We start from the raw sequence: 20,829 nt of genomic DNA, 5'->3' as shown, positions 1-20,829 counted from the left end.
GCAGGGCAGGGTGTGATGGGTCGAAAGGCGCTGGGCGGCGCACGACATGGTGGGCATGCTGGCGTGCGGCCTCGACATATGGTAACAGTCCCGCAAAATCCCCCTGACGACCAAGCGAGACGACGCCACCATGTCCGACGACACCATCGCCATCGCCTGTGACCACGGCGGTCTGGACCTCAAGGAACTCCTCAAGAAGGACCTGGAGGCGCGCGGCCTGTCGGTGCTCGACCTCGGCACCAACGGCACGGAGTCGGTCGATTACCCCGACTTCGCGAACGCCATGGCCGAGACGGTCAAATCCGGCAAGGCGGCCCGCGGCGTCCTGATCTGCGGCACTGGCATCGGCATTTCCATCGCCGCCAACCGTCACCCTGAAATCCGTGCGGCGCTGGTCCACGACGCCTTTACCGCCCGTATGTCCCGGGAGCACAATGACGCCAACGTATTGGTGCTCGGCGGGCGGACCACCGGTCCCGGCGTGGCGCAGGACTGTCTCGCCACCTTCCTCGACACCGAGTTCGAGGGTGGTCGCCATGCCCGCCGCGTCGAAAAGATGAGCCGCCCGGTCTGATCCCGGCCGGTTCATCGGCTATTTGTCTATCGTTCGTTCGCTCTTTCAAGGAACACCCGCAGCGATGTCCACCGCCACTTTCTTTGGTGCCTCCCTGGCCGAGACCGACCCCGACCTCATGAAGGCCGTCACCGACGAACTGGGCCGCCAGAAGGACCAGATCGAGCTGATCGCCTCCGAGAACATCGTCTCGCGCGCCGTGCTGGAGGCGCAGGGCTCGGTGCTGACCAACAAGTACGCCGAGGGCTATCCCGGTCGGCGATACTACGGCGGCTGTGAATTCGTGGACGTGGCCGAGCAGATCGCCATCGACCGTGCCAAGAAGCTGTTCGGCTGCGAGTACGTCAACGTTCAGCCGCATTCCGGTGCGCAGGCGAACGGCGCCGTCATGCTGGCGCTGACCAAGCCGGGCGACACCATCATGGGCATGAGCCTGGCCGCCGGCGGTCACCTGACGCACGGTGCCGCGCCCGCCCTGTCGGGCAAGTGGTTCAACGCCGTGCAGTACGGTGTCCGCCGACAGGACGCGCTGATCGACTTCGACGAGGTCGAGCGCCTGGCCATGGAACACAAGCCCAAGCTCATCATCGCCGGCGGCTCGGCCTATCCGCGCGTCATCGACTTCGCCAGGTTCCGCGAGATCGCGGACAAGGTCGGCGCGCTGCTGATGGTCGACATGGCGCACTTCGCGGGCCTTGTGGCCGGCGGCGCGCACCCGAGCCCGCTGCCCTACGCCGACGTGGTCACCACCACCACGCACAAGACCCTGCGCGGTCCGCGCGGCGGCATGATCCTGTCCAACAACCCCGACATCGGCAAGAAGATCAACTCCGCCGTGTTCCCGGGGCTGCAGGGCGGCCCGCTCATGCACGTCATCGCCGCCAAGGCCGTGGCCTTCGGCGAGGCCCTGAAGCCCGACTTCAAGGATTACGCGGCACAGGTCGTCGCCAATGCCCGCGCCCTGTCCGAAACGCTCATCAAGGGCGGGCTGGATATCGTGGCCGGCGGCACCGACACGCACCTGACCCTGGTCGACCTGCGCCCCAAGAAGCTGACCGGCAACGTCGCCGAGCACAGCCTGGAGCGCGCCGGCATGACCTGCAACAAGAACGGCATTCCGTTCGACCCGGAAAAGCCAATGGTGACCTCGGGCGTGCGCCTCGGCACGCCGGCGGGCACCACGCGCGGGTTCGGCACGGCCGAGTTCACCCAGGTCGGCGAAATGATCGTCGAGGTTCTGGACGGCCTGTCGGCCAACCCGGACGACAACAGCGGGGTCGAGGCGACGGTGCGCGAGCGCGTCCAGGACCTGTGCCACCGCTTCCCCATCTACGAGGGGATGTAAGGCGCACGCCCTCCGGCCGCGCGACTTTCGGGTCGGCGCGGCCGGGCGGGCCGCCACGAGAGGGGGACCGAGACCATGCGCTGCCCGTTCTGCGGACATGACGACACCCAGGTGAAGGACTCGCGGCCGACGGAGGACAACAACGCCATCCGTCGGCGCCGGTACTGTCCGTCCTGCCAATCCCGCTTCACGACGTTCGAGCGCGTGCAGTTGCGCGAGTTGACGGTCATCAAGCGCCACGGCCAGCGCAGCCCCTTCGACCGCGACAAGCTCACGCGGTCCATCCGCATCGCCTGCCGCAAGCGCGGGATCGACGAGGAGCGGATCGAGCAGATCGTCAACGGCATCCAGCGTCAGCTCGAAAGCACCGGCGAGACGGAAATCCAGTCGGCGCAGATCGGCGAGCTGGTGATGAAGGCGCTTCAGTCGCTTGATCAGGTGGCCTATGTCCGGTTTGCGAGCGTTTACAAAAACTTCCGCGAAATCAAGGACTTCGGCGAGTTCGTTGAAAAGCTGGGAGGCGAGTGACGCCGTGTCGTCCGGGTCTTCCAGCCGGGCCTCCGCCGGCGGCGCGGAGGACCATGGCCGAAACGCCGCTCCACCGCCCGACGCGCGGACCATGCACCTGCATATGGGCGCGGCGCTGGCGCTTGCGCGGCGCGGGCTCGGGCGCGTGTGGCCCAACCCGACCGTGGGATGCGTGGTGGTCAAGGACGGCCACGTGGTCGGGCGCGGCTTCACCCAGCCCGGCGGCCGCCCCCATGCCGAGCCGCTGGCGCTGGCAATGGCCGGGGAGGCGGCGCACGGGGCCGACGTCTATGTCTCTCTGGAGCCCTGCAGCCACTACGGCAAGACTCCGCCCTGCGCCGATGCGTTGGTGAAGGCGGGCGTGGCGCGCGTCATCGCCGCCGCCGTCGACCCCGACCCGCGCGTCTCCGGCCGCGGCCTTGCCCGTCTGCGCGAAGCCGGGATCGAGGTGGTGGAAGGCGTGCGCCGGGATGAGGCGGAGGCGCTGAACGCCGGTTTCTTCAGCCGCGTGCGCACCGGACGGCCGCTGGTCACGCTGAAATGCGCCACCACGCTGGACGGCCGCATCGCCCTGGCCTCGGGCGAGAGCAAGTGGATCACGGGGCCCGAGGCGCGCCGCCGCGGTCACCTGCTGCGCTGCGCCCACGACGCCATCCTCATCGGCTCCGGCACGGCGCTGGCCGACGATCCGACCCTCACCTGCCGCCTGCCGGGGCTGGAGGACTGTTCGCCCGTGCGCGTGGTGCTGGACGGTTCGCTGCGCCTGCCGGTGACCAGTGCGCTGGTGCGGTCGGCGAAGGCGGTGCCGCTGTGGATCGTCACCAGTCCGGGCCACGATCCCGATCGGCTGGAGGCCTTCACCGGGCACGGTGCCGAGGTTCTGGAGGCCGCCTGCGACGAGTCCGGCGCCCTCGTGCCCGAGGCCGTGCTGAACGTTCTCGGCGCGCGCGGCATCACTCGTGTTCTGGTTGAAGGCGGCGGGCGCGTGGCAGCGGCCATGCTGCGCGACGGCTGCGTCGATGGACTGGCGTGGTTCCGGGCGGGTAAGGTGATCGGTGGAGACGGCCGGGCGGCCGTCGCCGATCTGGCCCTTGACCGGTTGACCGCGGCCCCCGAATTTGCACCCGTCTCGTTCACCCGCGTCGGCGACGACGTGCTGGAAGTTCTGGAGAAACGCTGACTCATGTTCACCGGCATCATCACCGACCTGGGGACCGTGCGCGAGCGCAAGCGTGAGCCCGGCGGCGATACCCTGTTCACCTTCGACACGTCCTACGACATGACGACGGTGGACATCGGCGCCTCCATCGCCTGCAACGGCGTCTGCCTGACCGTCATCGAGAAGGGCACCACCGGTGACCGCGGCTGGTTCACCGTACAGGCCAGCGACGAGACCCTGTCCAAGACCACGCTGGGCGACTGGGACGAGGGCCGTCGCGTCAATTTCGAGCGCGCGTTGAAGATGGGTGACGAGTTGGGCGGCCATGTGGTCTCCGGCCACGTCGACGGCGTGGCGCGCGTGGTGGACATCCGCGGCGAGAACGAAAGCCGCCGCTACGTTTTCGAAGTGCCCGAAGGGCTGAAGAAGTTCGTCGCGCCCAAGGGTTCCGTCACGCTGGACGGCGTGTCTCTGACCGTGAACGAGGTCGAGGGCGCGCGTTTCGGCGTCAACATCATCCCGCATACCCAGGAGGTCACGACCTTTGGCACCTACAAGGTCGGCGATCCCGTCAACATGGAAATCGACATGCTGGCGCGTTACGTCGCGCGCCTTCTCGAAAAGGACTGACCGTGCCCTACAGCGAGTACCTTTCGTCGATCGAGGAAATCCTTGAGGACGCCCGCAACGGCAAGATGTTCATTCTCGTGGACGATGAAGACCGCGAGAACGAAGGCGACCTGGTGATTCCGGCGCAGATGGCCACGCCCGACGCCATCAACTTCATGGCGATGCACGGCCGCGGACTCATCTGCCTGTCGCTGACCGGCGAGCGCTGCGACGAGCTGGGCCTGCCCATGATGCAGGCCCACAACCAGTCGCGCCTGGCGACCGCCTTCACGGTCTCCATCGAGGCCAAGGAAGGCGTGACCACCGGCATCTCGGCGTCCGACCGCGCGCGCACGGTGTCCGTCGCCATCGACCCGACCAAGGACAAAACCGACATCGCCATGCCGGGCCACGTCTTCCCCCTGCGGGCGCGCGAGGGTGGCGTGCTGGTCCGCGCCGGCCACACGGAAGCCGCCGTCGACGTGGCACGGCTGGCGGGCCTGTATCCGGCGGGCGTGATCTGCGAGATCATGAACGACGATGGCACCATGGCGCGGATGCCGGATCTGATTCCCTTCGCCCAGCGCCACGGCCTGAAGGTGGGCACCATCGCCGACCTCATCGCCTATCGCCGCAAGTCGGAAAAGATCGTCCGGCGCGAGGCCGAGATGCCGTTCGCCTCCGAGTGGGGCGGTGACTGGCGCATGCTGGTCTACGTCAACGAAGTGGCCTACGCCGAGCACATCGCCCTGGTGAAGGGCGACATCACCGGGCACGAGCCGGTGATGGTCCGCATGCACGCGCTGAACGTGCTCGAGGACGTGCTGGGCGACAAGGAGAGCGGCAAGGGCCGGCAGCTCCACGTCGCCATGGAGGAGGTCGCCGAGCACGGCGCCGGTGTCGTGGTGCTGATCCGCGAGCCGTTGCGCACCAGCCTGTCCGACCGCGTGCGCGAGCGCCTGGCCGGCGAGAAGGCCGACAGCCGCCTGGTGGACTACGGCGTCGGCGCGCAGATCCTGCTGGATATCGGCGTGCGCGACATGATTCTGCTGTCCAACACCCCCAAGCACATCATCGGGCTTGACGGCTACGGCCTTCGGGTGGTGGAACAACGCCCGATCCCCGCAGACAAGGAACCGAAGTAATGGCCAGCGGTCCCCGCTTTCTCATCGTCGAGTCGCGGTTCTACGACGACATCTCCGACCAGCTCGTGAAGGGTGCCGTGCAGGAACTGACGGCGCAGGGCGCGGGCTACAAGCGCATCATCGTGCCGGGCATCCTGGAGATTCCGGCCGTGATCCGTTTTGCCGTGCGTGCCATGGAACTGCGGGCGACCGACACCCGTTTCGCCGGTTACGTGGTGCTGGGCTGCGCCATCAAGGGCGAGACCGACCATTACGAACACGTCTGCCACCAGGCCATCGACGGTGTCCAGAAGCTGGCGCTGCAGTACTCGCTGGCCATCGGCAACGGCATCCTGACCTGCCGCACGCGCGAGCAGGCCCTGACCCGCGCCCGCGTCGACGAAAAGAACTTCGGCGGCAAGGCTGCGGCAGCGGCGCTGCGCATGATCCAGGTGAAACGCGAGATGGGCCTGTGAGCCCGGAGTCCATGACCGACAACCAGAGCAAACACGCCGAACCCCGGGCCCCGCGGCCCCGCAAGTCCCGCCTTCCCGGCGGCGGCTCGCGCCGTCGTTCCGCCGCGCGGCTGGCGGCGGTGCAGGCGCTGTACATGATCCACATCGGCGAGCAGTCGGCCGACGACGTCATCCGCGACTTCCTGGAAGGCCGCATGGGCGGCGAGGCCATCGAAGTGGACCCGGATACGGAAGAGGAGCGCGTCGCCGCGCTGATCGACTTCGACCAGGAACTGTTCGTCTCGCTGGTGCGCGGCGTGCTGGCCGAGGAAGCCCGCATCGACGAGACCGTCAGCCAGTCGCTCACCTCGGGCTGGCAGTGGGACCGCATGGAGAACACGGTCCGCGAGATGCTGCGCTGCGGGTCTTACGAGATCATGGAGCGCGTGGACGTGCCGCCGCGGGTCGCCATCAACGAGTACGTTGACGTGGCCCACGCCTTCTATGCCGGCCCCGAGACGCGGCTGGTCAACGCCGTGCTGGACCGCCTGGCCCGCGTCGTGCGCCCCAACGAGATGGAGCGGGGTCGGGACGGCGACCGATGATGAGCAGCCCCGAGGACTCCGGTGGCGGCTCCGGCGGCAAGGGGCGTGGCGAGTTCGGCCTGATCGCCGAGTTGTTCGCGCCGCTCGCCATCGGGCATCCCGGGGCGCTGCACCTGAAGGACGACGCGGCAATCCTGTCGCTGCCCAAGGGGTACCGGCTGGTCGCCACCACCGATGCCGTGGTGGCGGGGGTGCACTTCCTGCCCGACGACCCGCCGGACCTGGTCGCCAAGAAGGCCGTACGGGTCAACCTGTCCGACGTCGCCGCCATGGGGGCCGAGCCCATGGGCATCCTGGTCGCCGCCTGCTTCCCCAAGGAGGGTGGAGAGGCCTGGATCGAGGCCTTTGCGCGCGGCCTGTCGGAGGACGTTCACGCCTACAACTGCCCGGTCCTGGGGGGGGACACCGTCGCCACGCCCGGCCCGGCCACCATCACCGTCACGGCACTCGGCTGCGCCCCGGCGGGCGGCGAGTTGCGCCGTGACGGGGCCAAGGAGGGCGACGTGCTGATGGTCACGGGCACGCTTGGCGACGCGGCGCTGGGGCTCAAGGTCTGCCGCGGCGATCCGGCCCTCGCGGGCCTGTCCGAGACGCACAAGGCCTTCCTCATGGACCGCTACCGCCTGCCGCGCCCGCGGGTGTCGTTCGGTCCGGTGCTGTCGGGCATGGCCCGGTCCTGCCTGGACGTTTCGGACGGATTGATAGGCGATCTCAAGCACATATGCGAGAATTCTCACCTGGGTGCGGAAGTCGATCTGGAGGCGCTGCCCTTGTCCGACGCTGCCCGCGCGGCGCTGGACGCCGCCCCGGTGCTTCTCGGCAGCGTATTGTGCGGCGGCGACGACTACGAGCTGCTCTTCACCCTGCCCGAGGAGCGGGTGGAGCAGGTTCGTGCCGCCGCCGTCCGGTGCGGGCTGACCGCGACGCCCATCGGGCGTATGGTCGCGGGGTCGGAAGTTTTTGTGCGGCGTGGTGCCGGGCCGGCCGAGCCCTTCGCGGGCGGCACGAGCTGGAGCCACTACTGAGCCTGTTGCGGATGGCGGGGAAACGCGGGGGACATGATCAAGCTTCTGGTGATCGTTCTGGTGCTGGTCACGCTGGCCGGCGGCACCTTCACGGGCCTGACCGCCTTCGGCGTCATTCCCGACGTTCTGGGGCTGGGCATCAAGCTGGAGGACCCGCCGCCGCGGCAAGAGGTGAAGCCGCCGCCGGTGCGGCCGGAGTTCGTGGAGATCGAGCCGTTCATCCTGCCCGTCATCCTGGAGGGCGAGGGGCTGCGCCGGTCCATCTACTTCAACTTCCGCCTCAAGGTGCGCAAGGGCACGGCCGAGGACGTGAGGCCGCACACGGTGCGTATCCAGGATGCCATGGTGCGCTACCTGCACGAGTGGATTCCCCGCTGGTTGCGCGACCATGACGAAATCGACCTGATCGTCATGAAGGAAAAGCTCCGCATCGTCACCGGCCGCGTGGTGGGCGAGGGCGTGGTGGAAGAGGTCATGCTGCGCGCGGTGTTCGACAAGTGATGCCGGCGCACGGGACGGGCCCTCGGCTGAATACCCAAGTCCCGTGGGGTCTTGATATTGCGAATGCCTTGCACCACAGTGAGCAGGTGCGGGACGGTGCCGAGGCCTGGGGCCGGTCCGCGCAGACGGTCTGAACACTTCAGAGGCTCCAGGGCGGCATCGTGGCGCAAGCAACAGTCAGCGTTCCCGAATACACCGGCAAGCCAGAGGCCGGCCTGGCTGCCATCGCCCGGCGGCGGGCGACCGGCAGCCGCTGGTGGACCATTGCCGTCCTGCTGGTGGCGCTGCTGATCTCGCTGCCGGTGCTGGTCGTCGTCGGCCATGTGGGGGTGGATACCGGAGAGGTCTGGAGCCACCTCTATGACACCGTCCTCTGGCGCTACATCGGCAACTCGCTGGGGCTCATGTTCGGTGTGGGGGCGGGCGTTCTTCTGCTGGGCGTCTCCACGGCCTGGATCGTCACCATCTGCCGCTTTCCCGGTGTCCGGCTGTTCGAGTGGGCCCTGCTGCTGCCGCTGGCGGTGCCCGCCTACGTCATCGCCTACACCTATACGGGCCTGCTGGATTACGCCGGGCCGGTGCAGGAGGCCTTGCGGGCCGTCTTCGGCTGGCAGAGCCGCCGCGACTACTGGTTTCCCGAGATCCGGTCGCTGGGCGGGGCCATCACCATGATGAGCCTGGTGCTCTACCCCTACGTCTACATGATGGCGCGGGCAGCCTTCCTGGAGCAGTCGGTCTGTGCGCTGGAGGCCAGCCGGGTGCTGGGCTGCGGGCGCTGGCGGAGTTTCTTCCGCGTCGCGCTGCCCATGGCACGGCCGGCGATCGTCGCCGGCACGGCACTGGCGCTGATGGAGACGCTGAACGACTTCGGCACGGTCGACTATTTCGCCGTCGACACCTTCACGACGGGCATCTACCGTACCTGGTTCGGCCTGGGCGAGCCCGCCGCCGCCGCGCAGTTGGGCGCGGTGCTGATGCTGTTCATCTTCGTCCTGGTGCTCATGGAGCGCTGGTCGCGGGGGCAGGCGGGCTACCAGCACACGAGCACCCGCATCCGTGTCCTGCCGCGCGTCCACCTGACGGGCTGGAAGATGGCCGGCGCCATCCTGGTGTGCACCCTGCCGCTGGCCCTGGGTTTCCTGATTCCGGTCCTGGTGCTGGCGCAGTGGGCGGTCGACACATGGTCGGACGTCATGTCCGGCGGCCGTTTCTTCGACCGCGCCGCCAACAGCTTCATCCTGGCCGGCGTGGCGGCGGTCCTGGCGGCGGCCGTCGGCGTTCTGCTCGCCTACGGCCAGCGCATGCGCAAGAGCCGCATGACGCTCGCCGCCGCCCGCGTCGCCAGCCTGGGCTATGCGGTGCCGGGCTCGGTGATCGCAGTCGGCGTCCTGGTGCCGCTGACCGCCTTCGACAACGCCCTGGACCGCTGGATGGAGGCGGTGTTCGGCTTCGGCACGGGACTGCTGCTGACGGGGTCCATCGCCGCGCTGGTCTACGCCTACCTGGTGCGCTTCCTGGCTGTCTCCTTCAACGCCATCGAGGCGTCGCTGGGCAAGGTGACGCAGAACCTGGAAGGGGCGGCCCGCACGCTTGGCCTCGGCCCGTGGGCCACGCTCAAGCGCGTCCACCTGCCGATGATCCGCGGCAGCATCCTGACGGCCGCCTTGCTGGTCTTCGTCGATGTGATGAAGGAACTGCCGGCGACCCTCATCATGCGCCCCTTCAACTTCGACACGCTGGCCGTGCGCGCCTACGAGCTGGCCTCCGACGAACGCCTGCAGGAGGCCGCACCGGCGGCCCTGGCCATCGTGCTTGTGGGCATCGTGCCCGTCGTCCTGCTGTCTGTCGCCATCGCCCGCTCGCGCCCCGGCAGCGCCCGCTGACCCCGAGGACCTCGTCATGAAGATCGCGCCCATCCGCCCCGTGCCCTTCCGCGACAAGGTCGACCCCGACAAGGCGGGGTTGGTGATGACCGAGATCCGCCATGCCTACGAGGCCGACAAGCCGGTGGTCGACGGCGTGACCCTCACTGTCGGGCCCGGAGAATTCCTGTGCCTGCTGGGCCCGTCAGGGTGCGGCAAGACCACGACGCTGCGCATCGCCGCCGGCCTTGAGGCGCCGACGGAAGGCGAGGTGAGGGTGGCCGGGCTGAAGGTCGCCGACCCGCGTACATTCGTCCCGCCGGAGCGCCGCAATGTTGGCTTCCTCTTCCAGGACTACGCCCTGTTCCCGCACCTGACGGTTGAAGAGAACGTGGCGTTCGGGCTGGAGGGGATGTCCCGAAAGAAAAAGCAGGAAAGGGCGCGGGACGTGCTTTCCCAGGTCGGCATGTCTGACTATATGCAGGTTTATCCGCACACGCTGTCCGGCGGACAGCAGCAGCGTGTCGGCCTTGCCCGGGCCCTGGCCCCGGCGCCGAAACTGATGCTGCTGGACGAGCCGTTCTCGGGCCTCGACCGCCGGCTGCGCGACCAGGTGCGGGACGAGACGCTGCACGTCCTCAAGGAGACCGGCGTCGCGACGGTGATGGTCACCCACGACCCGGAGGAAGCCATGTTCATGGCCGACAGCATCGCCCTGATGAATGGCGGCCGGATTGTGCAGATGGGGACGCCGGTGGAACTGTATTGCTACCCGAAGACAGCCTTCGCGGCCCGCTTCTTCGGCGAGGTGAACGAGTTCCGCTGGACGGTCCGGGGCGGGGCGCTGGACACGCCGCTCGGCACGCTGGACGCGGGGACCCTCGCGGACGGCGCCAAGGCTGCGGTGATGGTTCGCCCCGAAGCGCTCAAGCTGACCGCCATCGAGGATGGGTCATCGCCGTCCGTCGTGGGACGGGTTCTGGCATCGCGGATGCTGGGCCGGTCCAGCCTCGTGCATCTGTCGGTCGACGTGCCCGGCGGAGGCGCGGGACTGCACCTGCACGCGCGGGTGCCGGGCCGCTACCTGCCGCCGCCGGATGAACGGCTCGAGGTGGGATTCGACGACAGCCTCGTCTTCGTCTATCCGGCGGACGAGGCGTATTAGCAAAAACAGGGCCGCCCTGCGTGTTGCGGCGGACGGGTCTTTCTGCGATGATCCGCAAGCTTTTTTGCTGCGGCGCAGACAGTCAGCTTCGGAGAAACGTTCATGGGTACTTTCAGCATCTGGCATTGGGTCATCGTCCTTCTGGTGGTCCTGGTCCTGTTCGGCGCCGGCAAGATTCCGCGGCTGATGGGTGACGTCGCCAAGGGCGTCAACGCTTTCAAGAAGGGCCTGAAGGAAGACGACGAAGGGTCTGAGGACAAAGCCAAGTCCGAGCCGAAGACCATCGAGGGCGGTGCCACGAGCAACACCACCTCGGTGAACAAGGAACGCGACGAGGAAGCCGCCAAGGGCTGATGCCCGGGGCTTCCCGCAACCCTATTCGGTGAAGGGGCGGCACGGTCGCTGGAGGCGGCCTTCCAAAGGTCACCGGCAGACCGTGCCGCCGCCGCCGTCTCTCTTCAAAGGTCTGGTTGATGCTCGATTTGGGCTGGCCTGAACTGGGCATGATCGTCGTCCTGGCGATCCTGATCCTGGGCCCCAAGGAACTCCCCACGGCCATGCGCACCATCGCCAAGTGGGTCAAGCGTATCCGCGGCATGGCGCGGGAATTCCAGGGGCACCTGGATGATGTGGTGCGCGAGGCCGAGCTGCAGGAGGTGCGCGACGGCCTGAACAAGGCGAAGCGCATGGACCTCGGTCGCGAGATCGAAAAGGAGGTCGATCCCACCGGCGAGTTCACCAAGGACCTGAACGACGCCCGCAAAGATCTGGACCTGAAAAGCGTGCCCCGTCAGACCAAGACCGCCGCCGAGAACCGGCCCACCGAGGATCCGGCCCGTCCCATCGCGGACGCAGCCGAGCCCGTCGAACCCGCGAAGGCGCCGTCTTCGCCTTCGTCGGCGTCGCCCGACGCCCGCGAGCCCGAGCCGGCCTCTGCCTCCACCGAGCCGAACCGGTCGGCCGGCGGCGAGAAGGGCGCCTGATCCATGGGCACAATTCAGGACAATCCCGAAGAGAACAAGATGCCGCTGCTCGAGCACCTGCTCGAGTTGCGCAAGCGTCTGCTGTACTGCGTCGTCGCCTTCCTGGTGGCGTTCTTCGCCTGCTATTTCGTCGCGGAATACATCTACGGCTTTCTGGTCGCGCCGCTCGCCGAAATCATGGACGAGGTGGGTGGCAGCCAGCGCATGATCTACACCGCGCTGACGGAAGCCTTCTTCACCTACATCAAGGTGGGCGCCTTCGGCGGCGTCGTCGTGGCCTTTCCGATCATCGCTTGGCAGCTCTGGCGCTTCGTGGCGCCGGGCCTCTACCGCCATGAGAAAAAGGCTTTCCTGCCGTTCCTGGTGATGAGCCCGATCCTCTTCGCCATCGGCGCGGCGCTGGTCTACTACCTGATCATCCCCATGGCCTGGCGCTTCCTGCTGGGCTTCCAGACCGGCGCCGGCGAGACCGTGCTGCCGATCGAACTGGAAGCCAAGGTGGGCGAGTACCTTGGTCTGGTGATGAAGCTGATCCTGGCGTTCGGCATCAGCTTCCAGTTGCCGGTCGTACTGACCCTGCTGGCCCGTGCCGGGTTGGTCACGGCCGATGGGCTGAAGGCCAAGCGCAAGTACGCCATCGTCGGCGTCTTCGTCATGGCGGCCATCCTGACGCCGCCCGACGTCATCAGCCAGGTGGGCCTTGCCCTGCCGCTGATCGCGCTGTACGAGATCTCCATCGTCACCGTCACGATGATGCAGAAGAAGCGCGAGGAGCAGTTGGAGGATGACGCCTTCGACGAGCTTGACGCCGACGGCGTGGACGAGACCGACTTCAACCAGTCGTGACGCCGGTGCCGCGCCGCCGCCCGGATACGGGCTCAGGCGGCGCGGCCGGCTTCCGCTTCAGACCCACCACCACCAACCGCGCCGCCGACCGTCGACGCGAGGCGCGCGGGCCATGAGGCACCGCCTGCGATGTTCGAGCCCATCACCGACCTGTCCGAAGCCCGCATCCTCATTTCCAACGACGACGGCATCAACGCGCCGGGCATCAAGATGCTGGAAGAGGTGGCTCTGACGCTCACCGACGACGTCTGGGTCATCGCACCGGAAGGAGAGCAGAGCGGCGCCGGTCATTCGCTCACGCTGCACAGCCCGCTCCGCTACCGCAAGGTGAAGGAGCGGCACTACGCCGTCGACGGCACGCCGACAGACGCGGTATTGCTGGGCGTGAACCGGCTGGTGGAAGACCGTCGGCCGACCCTGCTGCTGTCGGGCGTGAACCGGGGCGCCAACATCGGCGACGACGTGACGTACTCCGGCACGATCGCCGCCGCGATCGAGGGAACGCTCCTCGGCGTGCAGTCCATGGCGCTGTCGCAGGTTTTCCGCCACCCCGACCCGGTGCCGTGGGACACCGCGCGCCTCCACGCCGCCGACGTCATCCGCCGCTGCTGCGCTGCCGGTTGGGCACGCAACGTCGCCATCAACGTCAACTTTCCCAACTGCGGCCCGGACGAGGTAAAGGGCGTCGAGGTGGTGCGCCAGGGCAAGCGCAAGCTCGGCGACCACCTGATCGAGCGCCATGACCCGCGCGGCCGGCCCTATGTGTGGATCGGCCCGGCGCGCAACGAGGACACAACCGTCGTCGGCACGGACATCGAGGCCGTTCACCGCAACGTCATCGCCGTCACGCCGCTGTGCGTCGACCTGACGCACCAGCCCACAATGTTGTCGCTCAAGCAGGTATTCTCGTGATCGACGAAACCCACAAGGCCCAGCTCATCATGGAACTCCGCCGCCAGGGCGTCGCCGACCAGCGCGTCCTGGAGGTCATGGAGCGCATCCCGCGCGAGCTGTTCGTGGAAGACCTCTATCAGGACCAGTCCTACGCCAACCGCGCCCTGCCCATCGGTTGCGGCCAGACCATCAGCCAGCCGCTGGTGGTGGGCCAGATGACCCAGGCCCTGCAGGTGGACAAGCGCATGAAGGTGCTGGAGATCGGCACCGGCTCGGGGTACCAGGCGTCGATCCTCGCCAGGCTGTGCCGCCGCCTCTACACCATCGAGCGCCACCGCCCCCTGCTGCGCGTCGCCGAGGCCCGGTTCCGGCAGCTTGGCCTGCACAACATCCACACCATCATCGGCGACGGCAACCGGGGCTGGCCGGAACAGGCGCCATTCGACCGCATCATGGTCACCGCCGCGGCGGCAAGCGAGATCCCCCAGACGCTGCTGGACCAGCTCAAGCCCGGCGGCATCATGATCCTGCCCGTCGGCCCGACCGCGGGCCAGGACCAGGACCTGCTGCGCGTCCTCAAGGACGAGGACGGCCAGGCCCACGTCGAGCGCCTGTTCCCCGTCCGCTTCGTCCCGCTGGTGGAAGGGTTGCCCGTCGGCAACGGCTGAGGCGCTTTGACATCACCCATGACAACAACGCGTTGAGCGAAGGGCCAAGCCCGTATAGGCTGACGGCCATGACGACCCGGGTCCCACCTTCGCCACCGCGCCGGCCGCACGGGCGGCACCTCCGCATCCTGGCCTGTGCCGCCCTCGGCCTGGCCTTGAGCGGCTGTGTGCAGTGGGATGCGGCGCCCCGCTATCCCAACTACCAACCCGCCGGCGGGGCCGTCGTTGACGGCCGGGTGCCGGGGCAGGTGGTGGTGCAAAGGGGTGACAGCGTCTACGCCATCGCGCGGCGCTACGGCGTGCCCATGCGCCGGATCATAGAGATCAACCGCCTCAATCCGCCCTACATGCTCTATCCCGGGCAAACCCTGCGCATGCCGGCGCAGGAGGTCTACCGGGTGGCGCGAGGGGACACTCTCTACGGCATTTCCCGCAGCTTCGGCGTCAACATGAACACGCTGGCGCGGGTGAACGAGCTGCGGCCGCCCTACACGATCTATCCCGGCCAGCCGCTCGTCCTGCCGGGGCGGGTGGAAACCGCCGTGGCGCAGGCGCGGCCGGCACCGGCACCTGCCCGGTCGTCCGGCGACCGCAGGCCCGATCCGCCGCCGCTGCTGGTGGATCGCCAGAGCGCAGGGGCACCGTCCTCACCCTCCGCCGCACCGGCACCAGCACCGGCGCCCGCGCCGGCGGAGACGCAGGTGACCGAGGCCGCGCCGCCGCCGGCTCCAGTGGACACGCGGCCGCCAGCACGGTCCGGCGGGCGGTTCGGCTGGCCGGTTCAGGGGCAGATCATCAGCAAGTACGGCCCGGCCGGGGCCGGCCTGCACAATGACGGCATCAACATCGCCGTACCCGAGGGGACGCCGGTGCGGGCCTCCGAGAATGGGGTGGTGGTCTATTCCGGCAACGAGCTGCGCGGTTTCGGCAATCTCCTGCTGCTCAAGCACGACGGCGGCTGGATGACCGCGTACGCTCACAACAGCAAACTTCTGGTGGAGCGCGGCGCGACCGTGCAGCGCGGCGACGTGATCGCGCACTCGGGCCAGACGGGCAACGTCGATCGCCCGCAGGTCCACTTTGAGATTCGCAAGGGCTCCAAGGCGATCGATCCCATGGAGCATTTGGACGGGCCCGGCGTGGCGATGCTGCGCTAACGGTGGATTCTGCAGCAGACACCGAAAAGGGCGGAGCCGTAAGGCCCCGCCCTTTTTCATGAACCGCTCGCCGGTCCGGTCGGCGATCAGGCGCCGGCCTTTTCCAGCTGCTCGTTCACGTAGTCCCAGTTGACCAGGTGGTCCAGGAAGGCCGCGACGAAGTCGGGGCGGCGGTTCTGGTAGTCCAGGTAGTAGGCGTGTTCCCACACGTCCACGGTCAGCAGGGCCGTGGCGCCGTGAACCATCGGGGTCTCGGCGTTGGGGGTCTTCATGATGTCCAGCTTGCCGTCCTTGACCACCAGCCAGGCCCAGCCGGAACCGAACTGCGTCTTGGCGGCATCGGTGAACTTTTCCTTGAAGGCCGCGTAACCGCCAAGATCGCTGTCGATCTTCTCGGCCACCTTGCCGGTCGGCTCACCGCCGCCGCCCTGCTTCATACAGTGCCAGAAGAAGGTGTGGTTCCAGACCTGGGCGGCGTTGTTGAACACGCCCGTGTTGCCGGATTTCCAGGCCTCGTGGATGACGTCTTCCAGCGGCTGGGTGGCCAGCGGCGTGTCCTTGGTCAGGTTGTTCAGGTTGGTGACGTAGGTGTTGTGGTGCTTGCCGTGGTGGAATTCCAGGGTCTGGGCCGACATGTGCGGCGCCAGGGCGTCCTTGGGATACGGCAGCTGGGGCAGTTCGAAAGCCATTACCAACCTCGCAATATTCGGGTTTTGGAAAGAGTCTAAACGAGGCGTTTAGATAAGCCGCGGCGGCGCGATGTTGCAAGCCTCGTGGCGAAGAAATTCCCTCTCACTCCACCGGGCCGTGCAGCGCGGCGATTGTCCTTGCGGTGCGCGCCGCCGTCACGCCGGACCTTACGGCGCCCTCCACGGTGCAGGGATACCCCGTGGCGGTCCAGTCTCCGGCCAGCAGCAGGTTGCCGAGGCCGGTGCGCGGACCGGGGCGCCGGGTGTCGATGCCCGGCGTATGGGCAAGCGTCGCCCTTCGCTCCCGCACAACGCGGCTTGGCGGCGGCGGGTTGCCGAAGTGGGAGAAGGCGGGCACGCGCACCACGTCCGCCCACAGCCGCGCCGCGACCTCGTCGTCGGTATGCGCCGCCAGCGCATCGGCGGCGCTGACCGTCACCGACAGCACGTCGCCGCGCACGAACAGCCAATGCGCCTGTCCTCCGATCAGGCCCAGAAAGCCGGGCGGGGGCAGGTTCACCGGCGCCGGTAGGCGGAAGTGGGCGTTGAGGATGGCGCGCGTTTCCAGGCCGTCAGGAGCCAGGTCCGGCAGCAGCCTGCCGACGGTGAAGGCGGGCAGGGCGGAGACCGCCACGTCCCCCGGTGCGAGCGCGACGGGGCCGGACCGCGTGCGCAAGGCGGCAATGCGGCCGTCCTTGGTCTCCAGGCCCTTCACCGGGTCCGTCAGCCGGACCTCGGCGCCGTGCGCCTCCAGCCAGGCTACCGTCGGCGCCACCAGGGCAGCGTCGAGGCCTTCGGGAAAGAGCCACGGCCGGCACGCCGGCTCGCCGCGCAGCAGGCTGTCGCGGATCACGGCGCGAAAGCTGGTGGCGCAGGCTTCGGCCGGTGCGGTGTTCATCACGGCCTCGGCGATGGGATACCACACCCGGTCGTAGAGGGGGCCGGCCAGCGCGTCGGCCACGCTGGCCCCCGCCGATGCCCGGAACAGCCGCCATAGGGCGCTCAGATGGTCCATGGCCGTCGACCCCGGCGCCCGGCGGCCGGCTGTGAAGATCCACCAGGGCAGGGGACCGGCGTTCGGTCGGACGCTGAAGGCCGTGCCGTCCCGCAGGTCGTGGAAGGCAAAGACCGCCGGCGTCACCTCCACCACGCGGCTCCAGCCGCCGGTGGTTTCCAGAAGGCGCCGGGTCTCGGTGTTGGCGGACAGCATGAGGTGGCTGCCGTTGTCGAGGACCCTGTCCAGCGCCGGATCGTGGTAGGAGCGACAGCGGCCCCCGGCGCGCGGCGCGCTGTCGTGGACGGTGACCGCCCAGCCGTCGCGCACGGCCTCCACCGCGCAGGCGAGGCCGGCCATCCCGGCGCCGATGACGTGCATCCGCCGCCGGCTCATGCGGCGCCGCGGAACCGATGGCGCAACACACGGGCGGCCAGGGCCACCCGACCGGGCGACGGCGGCGGTTGGACAGCCGCGCCGCGGCCGCGCGCGTGAAGGGTCTCCAGCAGGTCCTCGTGAGCTTCCAGCACAGCCCGCAGGAAGGGGCGGGCGGGCAGCGCCACCTCGGGCAGCATGAGGCGCGCGTCTGCAAAGCGTTCGGATGCGGTTGCGGCCACGGGCGCGCAGGCTGCGTCAAGGGCGGGATGGTCCAGCACCTCGGCTGTGCTGGCGGCGACGATCCCCGCTTCCGCCAGGGATTCGCGCGGCAGGCAGAGGCGCCCGGCACGGGCGGCCGGACCCAGGTCGCGCAGCAGCGTCGTCAGGCGCATGGCCTCGCCGAGCGCCAGGCCGAAGCAGCCGGCGGCGTGGCTGGTGTCGCCCAGGACGGCCGCCAGCAGGATGATCAGGGCCCCGCCCGAGCGCCTGGTGTATAGCCGCAGGTCGCACTGCGGCGGCGCCACCATGACGCCGCCCGCGTCCATGTCGGCGGCCAATACAAGGTTTTCCAGTTCCGTCCTCGGCAGGCGGTGACGGTGGAGCGGCTGTTGCAGCGCGATGGTCACCGGCGTGGCCGGGAGCCCTGCTTCCAGCGCATCAAGTTCCAGACGCCACGCCGCCAGCCGGCCGCGCTTTTCAGGGCGGGGAGCCGCTCCGTCGGCGACCGCCTGTACCTCGGCCCGGAACGCCAGAACCGCGCGCGCCGCCCCGCGCCGGTCGCGCGGCACCAGCGGCAGGGCCCAGTCCAGGGCGTCGAGCCGTCCGATGGACGTGAAGGCGCCTGCCCCGGCCGTGCCCGGACGAGCCGCGGTGGTGGTGGCGCTCATGGCCGGCCTCCCAGCCCGCTCCAGGCGCCGCGCAGGGCAGCGGCGGCCCAATCGGTGCGGCTGGCCTTGGTGTCCTCGGTCTCGGGCGCATCGGCGCGCAGGCGTGAGGACAGACGCTTCGCCAGTTCCACCACCATGCGAGACTGCATGGTCAAGCCACGCTCGCCGATATGGACGGGCAGACGGTCGGCCTCGGCGATCAGCGGGTCGGTGCGGTCCAGCGCCTCCAGGATTAGCGGCCGGAACAGTTCCGGCGTGGGCACGCGGGCCAGATCCTCTGCGTGGCCGCCCGCGGCCTCGATCCACTCCAGCGGCAGATAGAGGCGGTGCAGGCGCGTCCAGTCCTCGCGCAGGTCCTGCAGGTGGTTGAGGATCTGCAACGCCGTGCACAGGGCATCCGACGGCCGGTCCGCGGCGGCAGGGGCGCCGTGCAGGCGCAGCAGGAAGCGCCCCACCGGATTGGCGGAGTTCTCGCAGTAGGCGATCAGGTCGTCCCAGGTGCGGCAGGTCAGTCCGCGGGAGTCGCCGCGAAACGCAATCAACAGGTCGCTCGCCACCCGCAGCGGCACCCGCCGCTCCTGCAGCATCGGCCGCAGCGCCGCGGCCTCGGGCGACAGGGCCGGGTCTTCGCGCCCTTCCAGCACCGCCTGCATGACGTCCAGGGCGGCCACCTTGACGTCCGGCGTCAGCGTTTCGGAGTCCGCCACGTCGTCGGCGGTGCGGGCAAAGCGGTAGTAGGCGGCGACCACCGGCCGGTGCCGCCGGGCCAGCAGGACCGACGCGACGGGGAAGTTCTCGTCGCCCATTCCCTTGCCGGACAGCGCCGCACGAACGGCGTCGGTGATCTCCGGCCCCGGTGCGGCGTCCGGCACGGAGGCGGTGGAGCCTGACATGGCACGCCTTTTCTCAGCGATACGAACCCTATATATGGCACAGCACGCCGCGTCGCGCCAAACGATGCCGACCGGCAACCCGCGCAACCGGAAAGGACCCAGATGCCCGACAGCGCCCGACAGCCGCGCACCCCCGACCTGTCCATGATGGGAGAAGAGGTGCGTCGCCAGGATCGCGACCGCTTCATGACGGCCCTCTTCGCGCCCGAGGACCGCCGCGAGGACCTTTTTGCGCTGTATGCCTTCAATGCCGATGTGGCGGGCATTCGGGAAAAGGTGAGCGAGCCCATGATGGGCCTCATGCGCCTGCAGTTCTGGCGCGACCTGCTGGAGGGCGTCTTCGAGAAGGGCACGCCGCCGCCGACCCATCCGACGGCAGAAGCGCTGATCGGGGCGATCCGGCGCCGCAACCTGCCGCGCGAGCCCTTTGACACACTGCTGGAGGCGCGTGAGCGGGATATGGATGACCAGCCGCCCGATGACCGCGAGGCCTTCCTGGCCTATGCCCGCGGCACCGGTGGCAGCGTCCAGCGCCTTGCCGCCTGCATCCTGGGCGCAGGAGACGAGGAGACGCTGGCGGCGGCGGATGCGGTCGGTACCGCCTGGGCGATCACCGGCCTGTTGCGCGCCGTGCCCTTCCACGCCGCCCAGAACCGGGTTTACCTGCCCGCGGCGGAACTGACGGGCCGCGGAATCGACGGGTACGTGGTGGCGGCCGGCAAGCCGCACGACGCCGTCGCTGCGGTCGCCGCTGACCTGGCGGGCGCGGCGCGGGCGCGTCTGGCCGAGGCGCGCGGCCTGCGCGGGAGGGTGAGTCGGGCCGCACTTCCGGCGCTTTTGCCCGCCGTTCTTGCCGATGGTTATCTAAAGCGCTTGCAACGGCTGGGCTGGAACGTGTACCACCCCGACCTGGGCCGCGTCGACGTCCGGCCACTCCGTTTGACCGCGGCGGCATTCCTGAGCCGGTACTAGGGCTTGCCAATGTGTCGCCGGGGTTCCGCCGCATCATGTGGTGGCGGAGGGTAGGGCGCACCCCGTTATATCGGTCTTATGCCGAGTCCTAAGACCACGAGTCGTCCGGTGGCATCTACGCCTACCGGTTAAGCCGCATTTGGCGGTAAATCAGGGACTTGATTCCGATTCGCTGCGGGCGTACTTTAACAGCGTGGGCCTAAACGACGGGACGTGTTCCCGTTCCGGATGAGACCGATCCCGAGGGACGGAGGGCGAAATGACTCCCAGAAATGCGACTTTCGGCCAGCACCTGGCCGCCGTAGCGTGGGTGATCGCCGTCAGTCTCATGTTCCACGGCCTGATGGGCCTGGGTGGCTGGCAGTCCGGCAGCGCCGAGGCACACACGGCCCTGGAGGGTGAACTGTTCGAGACGGATGACGACGGCTACCGGCTGCGCAGCCTCCACTGACGGTCCCCCACCACGTTTCCCGATGCGACGACGCCCCCGATCCTGGTCGGGGGCGTCGTTCGTTT

General features: G+C 68.7%; 24 protein-coding genes. 20 read left to right on the top strand and 4 right to left on the bottom strand.

Features of this window, described 5'->3' with window-relative positions:
- The first annotated feature begins 130 nt into the window (after positions 1–130).
- From rpiB to C882_RS07965, 18 genes are all read left to right on the top strand, one after another.
- Positions 131–574, top strand: coding sequence for a ribose 5-phosphate isomerase B (gene rpiB / locus C882_RS08050; protein ID WP_009540079.1), 444 nt, complete (start codon positions 131–133; stop codon positions 572–574).
- Positions 575–638: 64 nt separating this feature from the next.
- Entirely contained in the window at positions 639–1,919 is a 1,281-nt protein-coding gene (glyA, locus tag C882_RS08045; protein WP_009540078.1) for a serine hydroxymethyltransferase, read from the top strand.
- 75 nt (positions 1,920–1,994) lie between these two features.
- Positions 1,995–2,447, top strand: a complete 453-nt coding sequence (gene nrdR / locus C882_RS08040) for a transcriptional regulator NrdR (protein WP_009540077.1) — start codon at positions 1,995–1,997, stop codon at positions 2,445–2,447.
- A 91-nt stretch (positions 2,448–2,538) separates the two neighbouring features.
- Entirely contained in the window at positions 2,539–3,627 is a 1,089-nt protein-coding gene (gene ribD / locus C882_RS08035) for a bifunctional diaminohydroxyphosphoribosylaminopyrimidine deaminase/5-amino-6-(5-phosphoribosylamino)uracil reductase RibD (RefSeq protein ID WP_236262546.1), read from the top strand.
- 3 nt (positions 3,628–3,630) lie between these two features.
- Positions 3,631–4,236 carry a riboflavin synthase gene (locus tag C882_RS08030; protein ID WP_009540075.1) on the top strand — a complete coding sequence of 202 codons (606 nt, stop codon included), beginning with the start codon at positions 3,631–3,633 and terminating at the stop codon, positions 4,234–4,236.
- Positions 4,237–4,238: 2 nt separating this feature from the next.
- Complete coding sequence (gene ribB / locus C882_RS08025) at positions 4,239–5,360, top strand: 3,4-dihydroxy-2-butanone-4-phosphate synthase (RefSeq protein ID WP_009540074.1); 1,122 nt, start codon at positions 4,239–4,241, stop codon at positions 5,358–5,360.
- The gene (ribH, locus tag C882_RS08020; protein ID WP_009540073.1) at positions 5,360–5,815 is read left to right on the top strand and encodes a 6,7-dimethyl-8-ribityllumazine synthase; all 456 of its coding nucleotides are present in this window, start codon (positions 5,360–5,362) and stop codon (positions 5,813–5,815) included. The genes ribB and ribH overlap by 1 nt, the downstream gene beginning before the upstream one ends.
- Positions 5,816–5,826: 11 nt before the next feature.
- Positions 5,827–6,399, top strand: coding sequence for a transcription antitermination factor NusB (nusB, locus tag C882_RS08015; protein WP_009540072.1), 573 nt, complete (start codon positions 5,827–5,829; stop codon positions 6,397–6,399).
- Positions 6,396–7,424 carry a thiamine-phosphate kinase gene (gene thiL, locus C882_RS08010; RefSeq protein ID WP_009540071.1) on the top strand — a complete coding sequence of 343 codons (1,029 nt, stop codon included), beginning with the start codon at positions 6,396–6,398 and terminating at the stop codon, positions 7,422–7,424. Before nusB ends, thiL begins: the two co-directional genes overlap by 4 nt.
- Before the next feature lie 33 nt (positions 7,425–7,457).
- The gene (locus tag C882_RS08005; protein ID WP_009540070.1) at positions 7,458–7,925 is read left to right on the top strand and encodes a hypothetical protein; all 468 of its coding nucleotides are present in this window, start codon (positions 7,458–7,460) and stop codon (positions 7,923–7,925) included.
- Between the two features lie 161 nt (positions 7,926–8,086).
- Positions 8,087–9,808, top strand: a complete 1,722-nt coding sequence (locus C882_RS08000) for an ABC transporter permease (RefSeq protein ID WP_009540069.1) — start codon at positions 8,087–8,089, stop codon at positions 9,806–9,808.
- Between the two features lie 16 nt (positions 9,809–9,824).
- Entirely contained in the window at positions 9,825–10,952 is a 1,128-nt protein-coding gene (locus C882_RS07995; protein WP_009540068.1) for an ABC transporter ATP-binding protein, read from the top strand.
- Positions 10,953–11,054: 102 nt separating this feature from the next.
- The gene (locus C882_RS07990) at positions 11,055–11,306 is read left to right on the top strand and encodes a twin-arginine translocase TatA/TatE family subunit (RefSeq protein ID WP_009540067.1); all 252 of its coding nucleotides are present in this window, start codon (positions 11,055–11,057) and stop codon (positions 11,304–11,306) included.
- 119 nt (positions 11,307–11,425) lie between these two features.
- The gene (gene tatB, locus C882_RS23070) at positions 11,426–11,935 is read left to right on the top strand and encodes a Sec-independent protein translocase protein TatB (RefSeq protein ID WP_052000042.1); all 510 of its coding nucleotides are present in this window, start codon (positions 11,426–11,428) and stop codon (positions 11,933–11,935) included.
- A gap of 3 nt (positions 11,936–11,938) precedes the next feature.
- Positions 11,939–12,781, top strand: coding sequence for a twin-arginine translocase subunit TatC (gene tatC / locus C882_RS07980; RefSeq protein WP_009540065.1), 843 nt, complete (start codon positions 11,939–11,941; stop codon positions 12,779–12,781).
- A gap of 129 nt (positions 12,782–12,910) precedes the next feature.
- Entirely contained in the window at positions 12,911–13,693 is a 783-nt protein-coding gene (surE, locus tag C882_RS07975; RefSeq protein ID WP_009540064.1) for a 5'/3'-nucleotidase SurE, read from the top strand.
- Complete coding sequence (locus tag C882_RS07970) at positions 13,690–14,343, top strand: protein-L-isoaspartate(D-aspartate) O-methyltransferase (protein ID WP_009540063.1); 654 nt, start codon at positions 13,690–13,692, stop codon at positions 14,341–14,343. Before surE ends, C882_RS07970 begins: the two co-directional genes overlap by 4 nt.
- A 68-nt stretch (positions 14,344–14,411) precedes the next feature.
- Positions 14,412–15,500: a LysM peptidoglycan-binding domain-containing M23 family metallopeptidase gene (locus C882_RS07965; RefSeq protein WP_083875738.1), complete on the top strand. Its 1,089-nt coding sequence runs from the start codon at positions 14,412–14,414 to the stop codon at positions 15,498–15,500.
- Positions 15,501–15,586: 86 nt separating this feature from the next.
- Here the strand turns inward: C882_RS07965 and C882_RS07960 are convergent, their stop codons facing one another.
- From C882_RS07960 to C882_RS07945, 4 genes are all read right to left on the bottom strand, one after another.
- Positions 15,587–16,189: a superoxide dismutase gene (locus tag C882_RS07960; RefSeq protein WP_009540061.1), complete on the bottom strand. Its 603-nt coding sequence runs from the start codon at positions 16,187–16,189 to the stop codon at positions 15,587–15,589.
- Between the two features lie 103 nt (positions 16,190–16,292).
- Positions 16,293–17,564, bottom strand: coding sequence for a hydroxysqualene dehydroxylase HpnE (gene hpnE / locus C882_RS07955; RefSeq protein ID WP_009540060.1), 1,272 nt, complete (start codon positions 17,562–17,564; stop codon positions 16,293–16,295).
- 11 nt (positions 17,565–17,575) lie between these two features.
- Complete coding sequence (locus tag C882_RS07950) at positions 17,576–18,448, bottom strand: phytoene/squalene synthase family protein (protein WP_009540059.1); 873 nt, start codon at positions 18,446–18,448, stop codon at positions 17,576–17,578.
- A complete protein-coding gene (locus tag C882_RS07945; protein WP_009540058.1) occupies positions 18,445–19,341 on the bottom strand; it encodes a squalene/phytoene synthase family protein in 897 nt (298 codons plus the stop codon). The genes C882_RS07950 and C882_RS07945 overlap by 4 nt, the downstream gene beginning before the upstream one ends.
- A gap of 102 nt (positions 19,342–19,443) precedes the next feature.
- On the opposite strand from C882_RS07945, the gene C882_RS07940 reads away from it, so the two are divergent.
- Positions 19,444–20,313, top strand: coding sequence for a phytoene/squalene synthase family protein (locus C882_RS07940; RefSeq protein WP_009540057.1), 870 nt, complete (start codon positions 19,444–19,446; stop codon positions 20,311–20,313).
- A gap of 259 nt (positions 20,314–20,572) precedes the next feature.
- A complete protein-coding gene (locus C882_RS07935) occupies positions 20,573–20,764 on the top strand; it encodes a hypothetical protein (RefSeq protein ID WP_043644144.1) in 192 nt (63 codons plus the stop codon).
- Positions 20,765–20,829: the final 65 nt, after the last annotated feature.

Source organism: Caenispirillum salinarum AK4 (genome assembly GCF_000315795.1).
Classification (GTDB): Bacteria; Pseudomonadota; Alphaproteobacteria; order Rhodospirillales; family Rhodospirillaceae; genus Caenispirillum; species Caenispirillum salinarum.
The sequence above is the reverse complement of the archived record's forward strand: the minus strand, read 5'-3'. Positions and strand labels throughout refer to the sequence as shown.